General features: G+C 35.6%; 16 protein-coding genes. 9 read left to right on the top strand and 7 right to left on the bottom strand.

Annotated features, from left to right (window positions below; all coding sequences use genetic code 11):
• Window positions 1–37 precede the first annotated feature (37 nt).
• Entirely contained in the window at window positions 38–871 is an 834-nt protein-coding gene (locus NE054_RS01475) for a molybdopterin-dependent oxidoreductase (RefSeq protein WP_297887524.1), read from the bottom strand.
• 1 nt (window position 872) lies between these two features.
• Between NE054_RS01475 and NE054_RS01470 the strand changes: the two genes are divergently transcribed.
• From NE054_RS01470 to NE054_RS01430, 9 genes are all read left to right on the top strand, one after another.
• Window positions 873–2,153, top strand: coding sequence for a molybdopterin dinucleotide binding domain-containing protein (locus NE054_RS01470; RefSeq protein WP_297887522.1), 1,281 nt, complete (start codon window positions 873–875; stop codon window positions 2,151–2,153).
• 12 nt (window positions 2,154–2,165) lie between these two features.
• Window positions 2,166–3,317: a 4Fe-4S dicluster domain-containing protein gene (locus tag NE054_RS01465; RefSeq protein WP_297887519.1), complete on the top strand. Its 1,152-nt coding sequence runs from the start codon at window positions 2,166–2,168 to the stop codon at window positions 3,315–3,317.
• A gap of 57 nt (window positions 3,318–3,374) precedes the next feature.
• Window positions 3,375–4,514 carry a c-type cytochrome gene (locus NE054_RS01460; RefSeq protein WP_297887517.1) on the top strand — a complete coding sequence of 380 codons (1,140 nt, stop codon included), beginning with the start codon at window positions 3,375–3,377 and terminating at the stop codon, window positions 4,512–4,514.
• A 75-nt stretch (window positions 4,515–4,589) separates the two neighbouring features.
• Window positions 4,590–4,991: a hypothetical protein gene (locus tag NE054_RS01455; protein ID WP_297887514.1), complete on the top strand. Its 402-nt coding sequence runs from the start codon at window positions 4,590–4,592 to the stop codon at window positions 4,989–4,991.
• A 102-nt stretch (window positions 4,992–5,093) separates the two neighbouring features.
• Window positions 5,094–5,729: a 4Fe-4S dicluster domain-containing protein gene (locus tag NE054_RS01450; RefSeq protein WP_012673645.1), complete on the top strand. Its 636-nt coding sequence runs from the start codon at window positions 5,094–5,096 to the stop codon at window positions 5,727–5,729.
• Window positions 5,730–5,731: 2 nt separating this feature from the next.
• A complete protein-coding gene (gene nrfD / locus NE054_RS01445; RefSeq protein ID WP_297887508.1) occupies window positions 5,732–6,613 on the top strand; it encodes an NrfD/PsrC family molybdoenzyme membrane anchor subunit in 882 nt (293 codons plus the stop codon).
• 16 nt (window positions 6,614–6,629) lie between these two features.
• Window positions 6,630–9,845, top strand: a complete 3,216-nt coding sequence (locus NE054_RS01440) for a molybdopterin-dependent oxidoreductase (protein WP_297887506.1) — start codon at window positions 6,630–6,632, stop codon at window positions 9,843–9,845.
• An 80-nt stretch (window positions 9,846–9,925) separates the two neighbouring features.
• Entirely contained in the window at window positions 9,926–10,570 is a 645-nt protein-coding gene (locus NE054_RS01435) for a molecular chaperone TorD family protein (protein ID WP_297887504.1), read from the top strand.
• Complete coding sequence (locus NE054_RS01430) at window positions 10,560–11,642, top strand: 4Fe-4S binding protein (RefSeq protein ID WP_297887501.1); 1,083 nt, start codon at window positions 10,560–10,562, stop codon at window positions 11,640–11,642. Before NE054_RS01435 ends, NE054_RS01430 begins: the two co-directional genes overlap by 11 nt.
• On the opposite strand, the gene NE054_RS01425 is transcribed toward NE054_RS01430, so the two are convergent.
• From NE054_RS01425 to panB, 6 genes are read right to left on the bottom strand one after another with little or no spacing between them, the layout of a single operon-like run.
• Window positions 11,626–12,339, bottom strand: a complete 714-nt coding sequence (locus tag NE054_RS01425; protein WP_297887498.1) for a methyltransferase domain-containing protein — start codon at window positions 12,337–12,339, stop codon at window positions 11,626–11,628. The genes NE054_RS01430 and NE054_RS01425 overlap by 17 nt on opposite strands.
• On the bottom strand, window positions 12,326–12,970 hold the full coding sequence (locus NE054_RS01420) for an alpha/beta fold hydrolase (RefSeq protein ID WP_297887495.1): 645 nt from the start codon (window positions 12,968–12,970) through the stop codon (window positions 12,326–12,328). Before NE054_RS01420 ends, NE054_RS01425 begins: the two co-directional genes overlap by 14 nt.
• Window positions 12,967–13,707 carry a 6-carboxyhexanoate--CoA ligase gene (locus NE054_RS01415; RefSeq protein WP_297887493.1) on the bottom strand — a complete coding sequence of 247 codons (741 nt, stop codon included), beginning with the start codon at window positions 13,705–13,707 and terminating at the stop codon, window positions 12,967–12,969. The genes NE054_RS01420 and NE054_RS01415 overlap by 4 nt, the downstream gene beginning before the upstream one ends.
• The gene (locus NE054_RS01410) at window positions 13,704–14,096 is read right to left on the bottom strand and encodes a hotdog domain-containing protein (protein WP_297887490.1); all 393 of its coding nucleotides are present in this window, start codon (window positions 14,094–14,096) and stop codon (window positions 13,704–13,706) included. Before NE054_RS01410 ends, NE054_RS01415 begins: the two co-directional genes overlap by 4 nt.
• Window positions 14,097–14,702 carry an L-threonylcarbamoyladenylate synthase gene (locus NE054_RS01405; RefSeq protein WP_297887488.1) on the bottom strand — a complete coding sequence of 202 codons (606 nt, stop codon included), beginning with the start codon at window positions 14,700–14,702 and terminating at the stop codon, window positions 14,097–14,099.
• Window positions 14,668–15,459, bottom strand: a complete 792-nt coding sequence (panB, locus tag NE054_RS01400) for a 3-methyl-2-oxobutanoate hydroxymethyltransferase (protein WP_297887487.1) — start codon at window positions 15,457–15,459, stop codon at window positions 14,668–14,670. The genes NE054_RS01405 and panB overlap by 35 nt, the downstream gene beginning before the upstream one ends.
• Window positions 15,460–15,461: the final 2 nt, after the last annotated feature.

Below are 15,461 nucleotides of genomic sequence, written 5' to 3'. Positions count from 1 at the left end.
TTAATAGGTCATCCTATATCAAACGTTGTTCCTCAAGTTAATGAAACCATACTATGGCATTCTGGATTAATATTGCCCACTCATTTTCTGAGTTGAAACCACCGTAAGGTCCAAGTCTTCCACAAAGTGGTGTAATGGATGCTATTGCTCTTTGTGCTAACATTCCGTTAAAGTACTTTCCTATTGTGAAGCCCATAGATATAAATGCAACTTTTGGAAGTGCTATATCCCTTGCAAGTTGTTGGACTATCTTTGGATGAACATTTGTTAGTTTAAATGTCTTTTCTGCTGGGAATTTTGCAGCTTCTGCTTTTAACAGCTCAAACACAGGTGTAACTTTTACTTTTGAGCCATCTTTTAATCTAACCTCATAAACACCTTCTAAAGCTGGGTCTATGTCCCATCCAAGGTCTTTTAATCTCAACGTTTTAACTGGGTTTCCTTCAGAACCAGGCATTACAGTGAACTTACCGTTTTTAAGGTTGTAGGATAAAAATACTTCATGCTCTTCAAACTCTTTTCCGTGGGCTTTTTCTTCCATATTGTGGAATATCTCTTTATCAAACATAGGATCATTTTTATCTATGTCTGATAGTCTTAATAGCTTCTTATTATCAAGTCTAACCAAGAAAGGTAGGTCTGTAAATACTTTAATAAAGTTAGGTTTGTAGAGTTTTTGCTGGATTATCTCATTTATTATAGACATTGCTAAAAATCCGTCATATCCAGCTCTTACAGGCACCCATAGGTCAGCTCCCTTTGCTGTTGCGTTGTAGTCAGGAGTGATAACTATAACTTTTCCACCGTTATATTTACCTTCCCAAACCCAGTGAGCATCAGGATTCGTAAGTGAGTTTGTACTTGGAAACATGATGGAAGATTTTGATAAGCTCTACGAAGAAGATACATTCAAAGAAGTAATGGGAATGTCCAAAGAGCAGTACAAGAAGAAAGTTGAAGAGATGCTTGCAAAATCCGAAGGAGATAAAGGAATAGGACACGGAAAATCTTATTGGAAAGATGTTCAAACTTTCCTACTCTTTGCAGATGCAAGATTTAGAAGAAACAAAGGTTCTACCTACAAAAAAGCGTTCTTAGAAAAAGCTAAGTTCATAGCTTATGTAGATTTTAGAATGTCCGACTTTGCAAACTATGCAGATATTCTCTTACCTGCAAAGTCTCACTACGAAGTTTGGGACTTAAGAACAAACCCTGGATACCACAGATTTGCAAACCTTGCACATCCACCTACAAATCTAAAACCTGTCGGAGAAGCTAAATCTGAGTGGGAAATCTGTACAATGATAGTTGAAAAAATCCAAGAGATAGCAATGAAGAAATACAAAGAGACAGGAGACAAAAAATACATAAAAATTCCAGACCCAGAGCTATCAAAAACAGGATACAGAGACCTTGACACATTGGTTGATGAGTACACAATAAACGGTCAGTTAAGAGATGACAGAGATGCTGTAGAAATCGCCCTTGAAAATACAGACCAGTTTAAACCAAACACTATAGAGTCTATGTTTAAAAGAGGTGGATACTTAACACTAAACGAAAAAGCAGGAAAATCTTCTCCTCTTTACCCAGACAAACCTTACAACGCATTTGAAAACAACCTTTTCCTTTATGAGAGGTTTGAAACACTATCTGGAAGAATTACATACTACGTAGATGACGACTTATGGATACAGGAAGGAGCAAACGTTCCAACTGCAAAAGAACCAATCAGACCAAGGAAGTTCCCATTTGTACTAATGACACCTCACGCAAGATGGTCTATTCACTCAACATACAAAACCTCAACGTTACTCCTTAGACTACAAAGAGGTAAACCTTACGTAATGATAAATCCGGAAATAGCTAAGAAAAAAGGAATAAAAGATGGAGATGAGATAAGAGTGTACAACACACTAGGTGAGTTTTATGCAATGGCAAAGATTTACCCATCTTGTCCTAAAGATGCCATACTCTTAGAGCACGGTTGGGAACCATTCTTCTACAAAGGTAGAAAAGGACATAACGAGGTAGTAGCATCTCCTCTCAACCTGTTGGAGCTTTCTGATGGTTGGGGCCACCTAAAATTTGGTGGAAACTGGGATGGTAACCAACACGCTTACGAAACTTCCGTAGATATAGAAAAAGTTTAAGGAGGTATATAAATGTCAAAAAGACAACTTGCAATGGTTATGGATTTAAATAAATGTATTGGATGTCAAACATGTACTGTAGCATGTAAGACCCAGTGGACAAACAGAAATGGAAGAGAGTACATGTACTGGAACAACGTTGAAACACACCCAGGAGCTGGATACCCAAGAAACTGGATGGAAGCAGGAGGTGGATTTGACCAAGATGGAAATCTAAAAGACGGAATAATTCCTGATATGGTTCTTGACTACGGAGTACCTTGGGATTACAACCACGATGAACTATTCAACGGCTCTCTTTTACAAACGAAATCAGACTTAGAATGGGGTCCAAACTGGGACGAAGATGTAGGAGGAGGAGAGTATCCAAACTCTTACTTCTTCTATATACCAAGGATATGTAATCACTGTTCAAATCCAGGATGCTTGGCAGCATGTCCAAGGGAAGCTATATTCAAAAGAGAGCAGGATGGTATAGTTTTAGTTGACTTAGAAAGATGTCAAGGATACAGGTACTGTATAGCTGGCTGTCCTTACAAAAAGATTTACTTTAACCCTAAAATATCAAAATCAGAAAAATGTATATTCTGTTTCCCAAGGGTTGAAAAGGGTCTACCACCTGCATGTGCTCATCAATGTGTAGGTAGAATAAGATGGGTAGGATTTTTAGATGATGAAGAAGGACAAGTTTACAAGCTAGTACATAAATACAAAGTAGCACTACCACTCAGACCAGACTTTGGTACTCAACCAAACGTTTACTATGTACCACCTTTGTTTGACCCACCAAAGTTTGATGATAACATGGCTCCTATAGAAAACTCAAGAAGAATACCTATGGAATATTTAGAACTTTTATTTGGTAAAGAAGTACATCAAGCACTTGAAACTTTAAGAAAAGAGATGGAAAAAAGAGCAAGAGGAGAAGAGTCTGAACTTATGGATATCCTAATAGCATACTCACATAGAGATATGTTTAGACTCGATAACAACTACTATCAACAGGAAGCTGCTAAAAAAGGACTTAAAGGTTCAGAATTCTTTAAGATAATAGACCAAAGATACTTACAAGGTGCAAACACTCAAAGAGTTGAGATTAAGGATTACACTTTCCATGAAAAAGTACTTCCACTTCCACAAAAAGAAAAACATGGTGGACATTAATATTAGTTGGGCAGGTTTTCCTGCCCTTAAATTAACAAATTAAGAAGGAGGTCAATAATGAAAAAAACTTTATCTCTTTTAGCTCTTTCTACCTTAATAATATCTTCAAACGCCGGAACAGATAATTTTAACGATGATGTTATAGAAGCAAAACAGATTTCCAATGTAACGGAAGAAAGTTTAAATTCTATCCCTTCCAAAAAAATAACTTTGTACCAACAGTACTCAGTCCATTTAAACGATGCTAATGCAAACAAAAAAGTTGAAGAACAAAAACCAGTAGAAGCAGAAGCAGAAGTATCTGTAGGTTACAACCAAAAAGAGATAGGTATACTTATAAAATGGAAAGATGACACAAAATCTGTCCAACCTGCTATGACTACAACAAAATTTGGTGATGGAGTATCCGTCCAATTTCCAGTAAAGTATGGAAAAGGAACCACGTTAGCCTACATAGGAATGGGAGATACAAAACATCCTGTTATGACCTATCTTAAAAAAGCAGTTGAAGGTAGAGACTATCAAAAAGCGTTTATAGCTGAAGGTTTTGGAAGTTTAACAGAGATATCTGAAAAAGGATTCTCATTTACAATGAAGTACGACGATACAAATAAACAATGGATAGCATTCATTAAAAAACCTATTAAAACGGCAGATTTAAACCTTGCATCCGGATTGGTCCCTGTTTCATTTGCAATCTGGGATGGAGACTCATTAAACAGAGATGGTAACAAGGTAATATCCAATTGGAAATTTATAAAGATGGATAAAATGAAAACAGACCCTGCATACCTAAAGTATGTATCTTGGGGATACGGAGATATTGGTAATCCAGAAAGAGGAAAAGAACTCATGATTCAAAACGGATGCAACGGATGCCATAGGTTTGCAGACCAAACTTCAGCACCTGAAGGATTAGCTCCTAACCTGTCTAAAATAGGAGGATACTCAAACCCTGTTTATTTAAGAGAATCTATAGTAAATCCTAACGATGTTGTAATAAGAAATCTTAACATAAACAGACACTATAACAAATCAGCGGAAAAAGATAAGAACGGAGCATACCCTAACAACGATATGTACACTTGGTACATAAAAGACAACAAAGGAAACTTAACTTCTAAGATGCCACCGTACACTCACCTATCTGAACAGGATTTAAAAGATATTGTAGCGTATCTAAAAACGTTGAAATGATTTGGTTAACGTTTGACAACTTCATTGAACTAAGTATTAGTATTTATAAACTATGTTAACAAGGAGGTTAGTATTGTGAAAAAGTTATTTTTGAGTTTTACTTTATCTACCATGTTAATCGTTCCTTCTTTCTCAGCTGAGAATGTAGGAGAAGATGTAGACCTTTCAAGTGCAGTAATAACCGCTAAATCCTGTGCAGAAAAGGCAAAAGAGACTGGTAGTTTTGAACTTTTATCAAGCTGTCCACCAGCAGAAGCAGCAAAAACCGGATATGTAATATACGATGTCACAGAAAACACTTTTTACGCTATCGCCCCAAAAAATATTTACTACTTTGAGCTTGATGAAGGATTCGGTGGTAGTATAGATGCAAGTGGAAAAGTGGTAGGTAAAGAAGGGGATATTCCTGTTTTAGAAATTAAAGAGTATAAAATCTCTCCAAAACCTAAAGCTGGCTTCTTTAAAGGATGCTTATAAGGGTTTAAAAATATTAAGATATTCAATAATTAATATATTTTTGACAAAGAGAAATAAGGGTAGTAAAATCTGTAAATATCTTTAAAATATCGGAGGTCAGATATGAGGCTGGGTTTTTTGGTAGATTTAAGTAGATGTATGGGATGTATGGCGTGTGCGGTATCCTGTAAAGCTGAAAACGATGTTCCTCTTCACAGTTGGAGATTGAGAGTTAAATACATAGACCAGGGAGAGTTTCCGGAGGTAAAAAGGCATTTTGTACCTCTTAGATGTAATCACTGTGAAAATGCTCCATGTGAGAGAATATGTCCAGTTAGTGCTTTACACTATCTTCCTAACGGTATTGTAAACGTTGACCACAACAGATGTATAGGATGTGCATCATGTATGATGGCTTGTCCTTACAACGCTATATATATAGACCCAATTACAAACTCTGCTGACAAGTGTACATACTGTGCTCATAGAATAGAAGTTGGAATGATGCCTGCGTGTGTTGTCGCATGTCCAACACATGCCAACATATTCGGTGATTTAGATGACCCAGAAAGTGAAATATCTAAATATCTAAAAGAACATAAAGATGTTATGGTAAGAAAACCAGAGTTGAACACTAAACCAAAACACTTTTATGTTAGAGGCTCTACTGTTGCTCTTGACCCTCTCGCATCAGAAAGACCTGAAGGGTACACACTCTTTACTGAAGTTAAGTTTTTAGACCATATAGGAGGGCATTAATCATGTTGGGAGCAGAAGTAACTTTTGATGTGGCTTTACCAAAAGTTGTATGGGGATGGCTTGTTTCTACAAACATGTGGGCGAAAAGTATAGCTACCGGAACGTTTTTACTTGGACTTTACTTTATAAAAAAGTATCCAGAAAAGGATACATTTTTTAGAAAATGGATTCCTATTCTTGGTTTGATATTTATCGGTATAACTTTGCTGGTAACGGTACTGGACCTTCATCATATGTTTAGATTCTGGAAGATATTCCTATTTGCTCACTTTACATCAGCTGTGACCCTTGGTGCTTGGGTTGTATCCGGATTTGTAATTGTTTTATTGATTTCTTTCTGGTCCTGGATTACAGGAAATAAAAAACTCTTTGATAGAGTTATGATTCCAGGATTTGTTTTGGCATTTTTCTCTACAATATACACAGCCGGAATAATGGGAGAAGCCACTGCAAGAGAGTTATGGGTTTTTCCAGCTGAAATGATTCAGATGCTTCTATCTGCAGCATTGGCAGGTTCCGCAACTTATTTATTGATAATGGCATTGTACAAAGTTGAGATGGAAGAAGTAAAAAGAGAGCTTGGATACATACTTATAGGCTCTGCATTTTTATCTGGAGCTATGTACCTTGGAGAGATTTTATTTGCAAGAATGCATTCAGAATTTTCCCACAGAGCTGTTGAAATACTCACTTTTGGGGAGCTTGCACCAATGTTTTGGCTTGGAATCTTTTTAACATTTGTAATTCCTATTGTAATGGTAGGAATTGCGAATGAGAATAAGAGATACGAATATACATTACTTGGCTCAATATCAGCGTTGGTAGGGCTTTGGCTTGTAAAACATTCATGGCTTTTAGCTCCTCAAATGTTACCACTTAGCTAATTAAGGAGGGTTTAATATGATAAAAGCATCAAGAAGAGACTTTTTAAAAGGTGTAGCAGCATCAATAGGAGGAGTAGCATTAGCAAAAGGTGTATTTGAAAAAGTAGAAGCAGACAACAAAATTGCAAACAATCAAGAACTCACTTTTGAACCAAAACATTTAGATTACTATCCACCATTTGAAAAATGGAACGACTGGAAAGAACCTGCTGGAGATTACTGGAAAATTCACGGTGGAGCATTAAGAGATGGTGTAAAACTCATAAACTACATGATAGTTCCTACCGTATGTAACAACTGTGAAGCAGCTTGTGGTTTAACAGCTTGGATAGACAAGGACACCTTAACTGTTAAAAAGTTCATGGGTAATCCTTTCCACTCTGGTTCAAGAGGTAGAAACTGTGCAAAAGGATATGCAGCCTTATCCCAGATGTACGACCCAGATAGAATACCGTTCCCTCTTAAAAGGGCACCCGGAAGTAAGCGAGGAGAAAACAAATGGGTAAGAACAACTTGGGAAGAGGCACTTGAAACAATCGGAAAAAGGATGAGGGAAGTCCTCTTAAAAGGAGATGAAATATCTAAAAAACAGATAATATATCACGTAGGAAGACCTAACGAAAATGGTTTTCATGTAAGGAGAGTGGTTTGGTCTTGGGGTGTAGATGGAAGAAACAGCCATACGAATATATGCTCTTCAAACGGAAGATTTGGAAATATAGTAACTGTAGGTGATGATAGAACTTCACCTGACTTTGCGAACAGTAGACTGATACTTTTAGTATCTTCCCATGCTGCAGATGCAGGTCACTACTACCAACAGCATGCAGGATACATAGCAGATGCAAGAGCAAAGGGAGCTAAACTTGTTGTGATAGACCCAAGAATGTCAAATTCAGCCGGAATGGCTGACTTATGGATACCTGCATGGCCAGGAACGGAGGCAGCTATAAACCTTGCTATGATTAGTAGACTCGTAAAAGAGGAAAAATTCAACAAAAAGTTTGTAGAAAGGTGGTTCAACTGGAAAGAGTTTATATCAGATAAAGAATACTTATCATTCCTAAAAGAAAAAGGCTTTCTAACTGAAGTACCACAAGGAAATAGTTTCGATGACTTTGTTGCGGTTTTAAAAGACTTATACAAGGATTACACTTTTGAATGGGCAGCTAACGAAGCAAAAATACCTGTTTCCATGTTAGATAAACTTTACGAAATGATACTTTGGGCTGGTGATAGAATTACACAGTACCATTGGAGAGCGGTTGCTGCAGGAAACAGAGGTGGATGGATGGGTGCAGGAAGAACAGGTACCATGCTGATGGCATTTATGGGAGCGATTGGAGGTGTAGGAGGTACTGGATGGTATAAGTGGCATACAATCTCTTTGGGAGATAAAGGTGGAGATGCATGTATGGCAGCCGACCCAGAGCCAGTGAAAGCTTGGAATGAGTTAGAATGGCCTCCAGAGTGGCCAATGTCAGCATACGAACTAAGTTATTTACTTCCTCATCTGTTGGTAGATGATGAATGGAGAAACAGATGGAAAGAAAAAGGTTTAAAAATACCTGATAAAGTGGAAGTGTGGTTTTCGAGAATATACAACCCGGTTTGGATTAATCCAGATGGTTTTAGATGGGTAGAAACTTTAAAAGATGAAAATAAATTTGGATTAACCGTTTACATGTCTCCAAACTGGGCAGAAACGGCGTTTTACTGTGATTACATACTTCCTATGGGACTTGCAGGAGAAAGACACGACCAACACTCTGAACCTACGAAACCTGAAAAGTGGACCGGATTCAGACAACCAGTTTTAAGAGTTGCATTACAAAAGATGGGATGGAAACCAAACGACCCAGCGAAAGCAACCTTAGAGGCTCACAAAAAGGTAGGTTTAGGTGAAATATGGGAAGAAGATGAGTTCTTTATAAACTTAGCCTTTGCTATTGACCCAGATGGTTCTCTTGGAATAAGAAAGTATTGGGAATCAAAACAAAATCCAGGAAAACCTGTAACGATAGAAGAGTACTACAACGCTGCATTTTCAAAATTACCAAAACTAAAAGAAACATGCCAACAGCTTGGAATAACACCCTACGAGTACATGAGAGATAGAGGAGCATGGACAGAAGCTACAGACGTATACAATGTTCATGAGAAACCTTTACCTTATGACCCGGAAAAAAGAGCTTATCAATACGATGGAAAGTGGATTCCTGAAAGTGAGATAAAGGTAGAAAACGATACCGTTTACCATGTTGAAGAAGGTGGAAAAAAACATAAGATAGGAATTGTAAAAGACGGTAAATTTATAAATGGTTTTAAAACACCTTCAGGACATATAGAGTTTTACTCAAAAACATTAAAAGAGTGGAAATGGCCGGAATACGCTATTCCTATATACCCAAGAAATGCAGAAGAAAGAAAGTCGATGATTCATATAGTTTCTCAAGTTCACCATGATTATATGAAAGAAGAAAACGCTTTTGTACTAAATCCAATCTATAGACTTCCATACCTTATCCATACAAGGTCTATAAACTCAAAATGGTTAATGGAGATAGGACAAAACCATAATCCACTTTGGATATATGAAAAAGATGCTAAAAGGCTTGGTATTAAAAGAGGAGATGCTGTAAGAGTAAGAGTAGTTGACACACTAACCGGAATAGAAACCGGATACTTTGTAGCGATGGCAATGCCTACCCAAGCTACAAGACCAGGAGTAGTTGCATGTTCCCATCACAATGGAAGATGGAGACTTGTAAACGAAGTAAAAGTAGATGGATTTAAACACGAACTTGGTGTAATGAGAATGGGTTCTGTATTGGTAGATATTCAACAAAAAGGTAACCAGTTTTTTATGAGAACTAAGGAAGGTGTAAAACCATTTAAATCTTGGCAGTTCCCTGAGTTTAACAAAGACACAGAGCAAATATGGTGGAAAGGAACAACGGGAGTATTCCAAAACGCAGTTTTCCCAGCAAACCCAGACCCACTATCAGGTATGCAATGCTGGCACAAGAAAGTTTTAATAGAGAAAGCAGGTCCTGAAGATAAGATAGGAGATGTATTTGTAGATATAAACAAAACTTGGGAAGTTTACAAAGCGTGGAGAGACCAGCTTACAAGACCAAACTACCAGCCAGGTGGTTTAAGAAGACCTAAGTGGATGCCAAGACCTTGGTTCCCAATTGATGATGAGTATTGGAAGTTTCCATCTGCATAAATCTAAAAAAGGCGGGTTGAAAAATGCCCGCCTTTCCTATATATTAAATCCATCATTCCAACAAAATTAGGAGAAAATAAATGGATGAAAAGATAGTTGAAAATCAAGGAAGAATAAATATGTACTCTTTTTTATCAAGACTTTTAGTTGAAGAGGTAGATGAAAATCTATTAGACAAAATAAAAAACACACCTGAACTTTTAGACCTTTTTCCAAACACGAAAGAGTGGGAACCGTTTAACACAAAACCAACAAAACAGTTGATAGATGAAGAGTTAAACGTAGATTACACTACGGTTTTTATATTAAACGCATACCCTTACGAATCCGTATTTATGAACGATGAAGGACACATAAATCCAACTCCTACAAATCCAACATTACAATTTTACTTAGAAAACGGTTATGAGATAGACTTAAACAAAACCAGAGTTTTATCACCGGACCATATAGCCATTGAACTTGAATTTATGATAACTCTTATAAAAGAGCAACTTACAGCTTATTCCATAAACAACCAACAAGAAGAAAAAAAGTATTTAGAACTACAGAAAAAGTTTATGGAAAATCATCTATTACAGTGGGCTCCAATATACCTTTTAGCTGCAAAGAATATGGCGGAAACACCTTTTTACCACGATGTCTGTCAAACGGCTTTAGAATTCATAATGACAGATTATGAGTATATACTCTCTCAATTAGAGGAATTGGAAAATGTCAGTTAGATTATCTTTTGATGTGTATTCATGTGTAAGAGTTTATTATAGATACGCAGATTGTAAAAAATGTTTGGAAGTATGTCCCATAGAGAATACCATCATTTTGGAAAACGATAAAATAAAAGTAAACTATGAAAGTTGTATAAACTGTGGAGCATGTGTTGGAAACTGTCCAACGGAAAGTTATAAAATACAAGGTTTTGACTTAGTGGAATTTTATTCCAAATTTTTAGAAGATGAAAACAACCTTATAAGCTGTAAACTGAATGTTCCTTGTCTTTCAGCTTTAGATGAAAACTACCTAACAGCTTTTGCGATAGAAAAGCAAAATGATATCATCTTAGATATAAAACACTGTCAAAATTGTACTATAGGAAAACAGATAGAAGTGATAAAAAAGAACACCGATAAAGCCAACTACATTTTAGAATCTGCTGGTGTTGATTACAGAATAAAGTTGGAAGAAGTAGGGTACGAAAAAGAGGAAAAAACAGAAAATAAGAGAAGAGCTTTTTTAAAGATGTTTGTTAAACAGACAGCATCGTTGGCATTTTGGGCGGTTGCAGAAAAGTTACCGATAGATGAAACTCAAGTTGGAGATAGAGATTATAAAAATATAGTCAGTGAAAAAGTTTATCCATTTAAAAGAGATATGTTAATAAACGCATTATCTAAAACAGATTATGAAGGCAGATACTTTCAAGTTGATAAGATAGATTTTTCATCTGATAAATGGATAGACAGTTATAAATGTACCAACTGTTCCATCTGTTATAACGTCTGTCCTACAGGAGCTTTAACGTCAAGTGATAGCAAACTAAAAGTTCTTTTTAGTCCTTCTCTTTGTATTAAGTGCCGTATATGTCATGATGTCTGTCCGGAAAAATGTATCAACTTAGAAGAAAAACTACATATAGAAGATTTTGTTTCCAAAAAGTATAAAGTTTTAGCTGAACATGTTATGATTCCTTGTAGTGAGTGTTTGGTTCCATTTTCTTACAAAGGAGACACAACAGTATGTCCAAGATGCAGACAGCTTGAAGATGAGTTGAAAGAACTTCTTAAAATCGGAGATTAACAGCGTTTACAAAGATAACTTCAAAATTTAAAGTGGTTTTTTTAGTGTAATTTTTGAATTTATTGTAAATATTTCTTTTCTCTCCAACAGTTTTACCTTTTTTCCCAATGGAAGAACCAGTTAAATGTAGGTGTTTTAAAAGTTCTAAACCGTTGTTAAAATCTACAGAATAACTTTTCATGTAATACTCTTCAATAGAAAAATATTTAGATAGCTCATTTAAAATAAAATCCGGATTGTAAAAATCAAAATTTTTTTCTCCCAAAATTTCTTCAACTATTCTTAAACTTCCTTCTACTGGCATACAAAATATAAATTTTCCCTTTGGTTTTAAAATCCGGCTTACTTCTTGAAAACTCTTCTTTACATCTGTCCAATGTAGTGCAAAGTTTGAAACTCCAAAATCAAAAGTATTTGATTTAAATGGTATATTTTCTATGTCTCCAACCACTACATTTTTATTTTTTTTCTTATAAATCTTTGCCATGCCAAAGGAGATATCAAGTCCTACAACATCTTGATTTAAAATAGTGGTTAACATTCCTGTTCCACATCCTAAATCTACACCGTGTCCTTTTAAATCCTTTTCTAAGTGGGATAACTCTAAAGCTGTTTGTCTTTGAATTAAAATCTCTTTATCATAAGAACTTATCGCTTTTGAAAAAGATATCCGGATTAAATCTTTACTGACAGACAATTTCCGTTATATCCCTTTCTAAGAATGGTCCGTGGTGAGAGTCAAAAAGGTACAACTGACTTTTTTCTATTCTTGAGTGAGTAAAAAATGCTGCTTCTTTATTTACTATCTTATCTTTTATACCGTGTAATATGTGCGTCTCACATTTTATTTCTTGTAACCTATCTGTTAAATCCGCTTCTATAAAGTCATTTAAGAGTAAGGTGCTTCCTTCTTTTTCAGGTAGTCTGCAAGATGGGTCATTTTCAATGGAAGTTATCCTAAAATTTTTTACTGTTTTTTCAAAATCTTTTTTTAAGTTTATCATAAAGGCTTTTATACTTGACGGACTACTTCCCAGTTTTTCGTCGTTGAATTTTGGGCTAAATCCAATTAGAATGAGTTTTTTTACATGTGGATTTTTCAAAGCTGTTAAAACTGATATAGTTGCTCCTATTGACCAACCTATCAAAGTTGTAGGTTCGTCTATCTTTTCTGAAAGATATCCGGCAAAGGAATCTAAGGTGGTAAACTCTGATGTTTTTGAATCTCCGTGAAAAGGAAGGTCTATAAACTGTGCATCATCTAAGTAAAAGTAGTCTTTCCATACGTTTTTTGAAAATCCCCATCCGTGAATGAACACTTTTTTCATTCTAAATCCCCTAATTCTTTTATTAAAAACGCTTTACTTTGTAAATATTCGTAGAGTTTCTCTATATCTGTATTATTTTTTACAAAGTATATTCTACCACCTTTTGGATTTCCGTACTTTTTTAGATGGGTTATTCTGTAGTAAAAACCTTTTACCGCTACATATCCGGTTGTGTAATCTGGTTGGTCCGATATACAGTATTCAGCTAAAATATCCGGATGGTTTAAATTTTTTGTAGCTAAGGCTAACGCGTCAACCGTTCTTTCTGTGTATCCTTTTTCTAAAAGTGTTTTTGTTACTTTTTCTCTGTCTTCAAAATCTACGTTTACTGTTCTTATTCCTCTACTTTTGTCCTTTTCTAACCTTTCTCCTTCAATGTTTACAATCATCGCCCCTCTCATATTGCCACCATCAGGTGAAGCACCGTGATGTATAAGATTTATACAACTGGTAGATACCTCTTGTGGTATTCCTTGGTTTTTTAAAATCTCTATCGCTAACTGGTTGGCATGTTGGTAGTCGTTGGTCTTTATAGTTTTTATGTTTAATGATTTTTCTATAAACTGTATTTCTGATATCTTTTGTACCTTAATGTTCATAAAGTCGTAATATGATGGTCTTTCTAAAAGTTGTGTTATAACGGAGTTAATTTTGTCTTTTGTAGTTATCCTCTCTGCTCCGGATATATGTTTTTCTTCTAAAGTTGCTCTCATTTTTATACTGTAATACTCTCTCATTCCAAAACATGTTTATCTAATATATAACATTTAAAATTTCCTTCAAAAAATTTTTCTTGTGTACTTTCAACAAATCCTTCCACTTTAACTAAAACTTTTTTTCCTTCTGTTGATGTAACCTGACTTTTGAAAATGGCATTTTGTCCTAATTTTAAAGGTTTTAAAAACTTAACTTCCGCAGCACCTAAAACTACATTAGGATGGTTTACAGTAACCATAGCACAGTAATCAGCTGCGGAAAATATGAATCCTCCATGGATTAAGCCTTTTTCGTCTGCAACCATTCTTTCGTCCGTTTGAAGCTTTACAGTTGCTGTCTGTCCTTCTTGTAAAGATAAAACTTCTCCACTTAAAGAGTTATCAATTTTTTTATGGGTTTTTATGTTCATCTACAACCTCTTGCTACCTTGTCTTAAAATTTTAATTTTCCCATTTTCTAATTTTACAATGGTTGATGGAATGTTCTCTATGACTTTTCCACTGTCTATATATAGGTCTACATTGTTTTGGAAGTATTCTATTGCTTTATTTACATCTTCCGCAGGTGTTAATCCGGATGGGTTTGCACTTGGCGCTACAACTGGTCTTTTAAGCTCTCTTAAAAAAGACAAAAACACTGGCTCATCAGGTATTCTAAAAGCAAGAGAGTTTTTACCTCTATGTAAGTAAAAAAACTCTCCTTCTGGGTCGTTTACATCAAAAATTACCGTTATACCTTTTATATTCAATATTTTTTCTGCTTGTTTGTCTGGGATGATGTTGAATTTTTTTAACTCTTCTAAAGATGGAATGAGTATCACAAAAGGTTTATCTTCCGGACGACCTTTTATTTGGTATAATTTTTCTACTGCTTCTTTATTTAACGCATCTGCGAGAATTCCATAAATTGTGTCCGTTTTTGCTACTACTATTTTTCCTTCTTTTATGGGCTGTATTGCATCAAATATATTTTTTGAGATTTTAATAGGAGTGTTCTTCTCCTGGGAACTGTCCATTTTTTACCTCATCTTTGTATTTAACAAGAGCTTGTTTTATTAGCTTTCCGGATTCTAAGTACCTTTTTACAAATTTAGGTGTTTTTTCAAATAAGCCTATAAGGTCATGGAAAACAAGTATCTGACCATCTGTATATTTTCCGGCTCCTATACCTACCGTCGGTATTTTTAAGGTTTGGGTTATATCTTTTGCCAGTTTAGAAGGGACAGCTTCCAATACAACGGAAAAAGCTCCCGCGTTTTCAAGGTCTTTGGCTTGCTGTAGTATTTTTGATTGGCTTTCTTCCGTTTTTCCTTGGACTTTGTAGCCACCAAAAATGTTTATAAACTGGGGAGTAAGTCCTAAATGTCCCATAACTGGTATTCCTATGGATGTAAGTCTTTGAGTTATCTCTAAAACTAAATCGGATGCTCCCTCTACTTTTACAGCGTTTGCTGAAGTTTCTTTTATAACTTTTCCGGCGTTTTTAACCGCTTCTTCTACTGTTGTATGATAACTCATAAATGGCATATCTACTATTATGAAAGTGTTTGGTGCTCCTTTTCTGACGGCTTTTGTATGGTATATCATCTCTTCTAAGGAAACAGGTAAAGTAGAGTCGTTTCCTTGAAATACCATACCAAGGGAATCTCCTACAAGTATAGCGTCTATTCCGGATTCTTCACACAGTTTTGCTGACCAGTAGTCGTAAGTGGATATCAGTGTTAGTTTTTCTCCCTTTTCTTTTGCTCTGAAAAACTGTGTTATGTCTTTCATGG

The organism is Sulfurihydrogenibium sp. (genome assembly GCF_027448985.1).
GTDB lineage: Bacteria > Aquificota > Aquificia > Aquificales > Hydrogenothermaceae > Sulfurihydrogenibium.
The sequence above is the reverse complement of the archived record's forward strand: the minus strand, read 5'-3'. Positions and strand labels throughout refer to the sequence as shown.

Coding starts and splice junctions, on each gene's coding strand:
- NE054_RS01415 (WP_297887493.1), bottom strand. CDS start 13,707: ATGAGAGAGTATTACAGTATAAAAATGAGAGCAACTTTAGAAGAAAAA.
- NE054_RS01405 (WP_297887488.1), bottom strand. CDS start 14,702: ATGGACAGTTCCCAGGAGAAGAACACTCCTATTAAAATCTCAAAAAAT.
- NE054_RS01450 (WP_012673645.1), top strand. CDS start 5,094: ATGAGGCTGGGTTTTTTGGTAGATTTAAGTAGATGTATGGGATGTATG.
- NE054_RS01430 (WP_297887501.1), top strand. CDS start 10,560: ATGTCAGTTAGATTATCTTTTGATGTGTATTCATGTGTAAGAGTTTAT.
- NE054_RS01410 (WP_297887490.1), bottom strand. CDS start 14,096: ATGAACATAAAAACCCATAAAAAAATTGATAACTCTTTAAGTGGAGAA.
- panB (WP_297887487.1), bottom strand. CDS start 15,459: ATGAAAGACATAACACAGTTTTTCAGAGCAAAAGAAAAGGGAGAAAAA.
- NE054_RS01440 (WP_297887506.1), top strand. CDS start 6,630: ATGATAAAAGCATCAAGAAGAGACTTTTTAAAAGGTGTAGCAGCATCA.
- NE054_RS01420 (WP_297887495.1), bottom strand. CDS start 12,970: ATGAAAAAAGTGTTCATTCACGGATGGGGATTTTCAAAAAACGTATGG.
- NE054_RS01475 (WP_297887524.1), bottom strand. CDS start 871: ATGTTTCCAAGTACAAACTCACTTACGAATCCTGATGCTCACTGGGTT.
- NE054_RS01435 (WP_297887504.1), top strand. CDS start 9,926: ATGGATGAAAAGATAGTTGAAAATCAAGGAAGAATAAATATGTACTCT.
- NE054_RS01465 (WP_297887519.1), top strand. CDS start 2,166: ATGTCAAAAAGACAACTTGCAATGGTTATGGATTTAAATAAATGTATT.
- NE054_RS01460 (WP_297887517.1), top strand. CDS start 3,375: ATGAAAAAAACTTTATCTCTTTTAGCTCTTTCTACCTTAATAATATCT.
- nrfD (WP_297887508.1), top strand. CDS start 5,732: ATGTTGGGAGCAGAAGTAACTTTTGATGTGGCTTTACCAAAAGTTGTA.
- NE054_RS01470 (WP_297887522.1), top strand. CDS start 873: ATGGAAGATTTTGATAAGCTCTACGAAGAAGATACATTCAAAGAAGTA.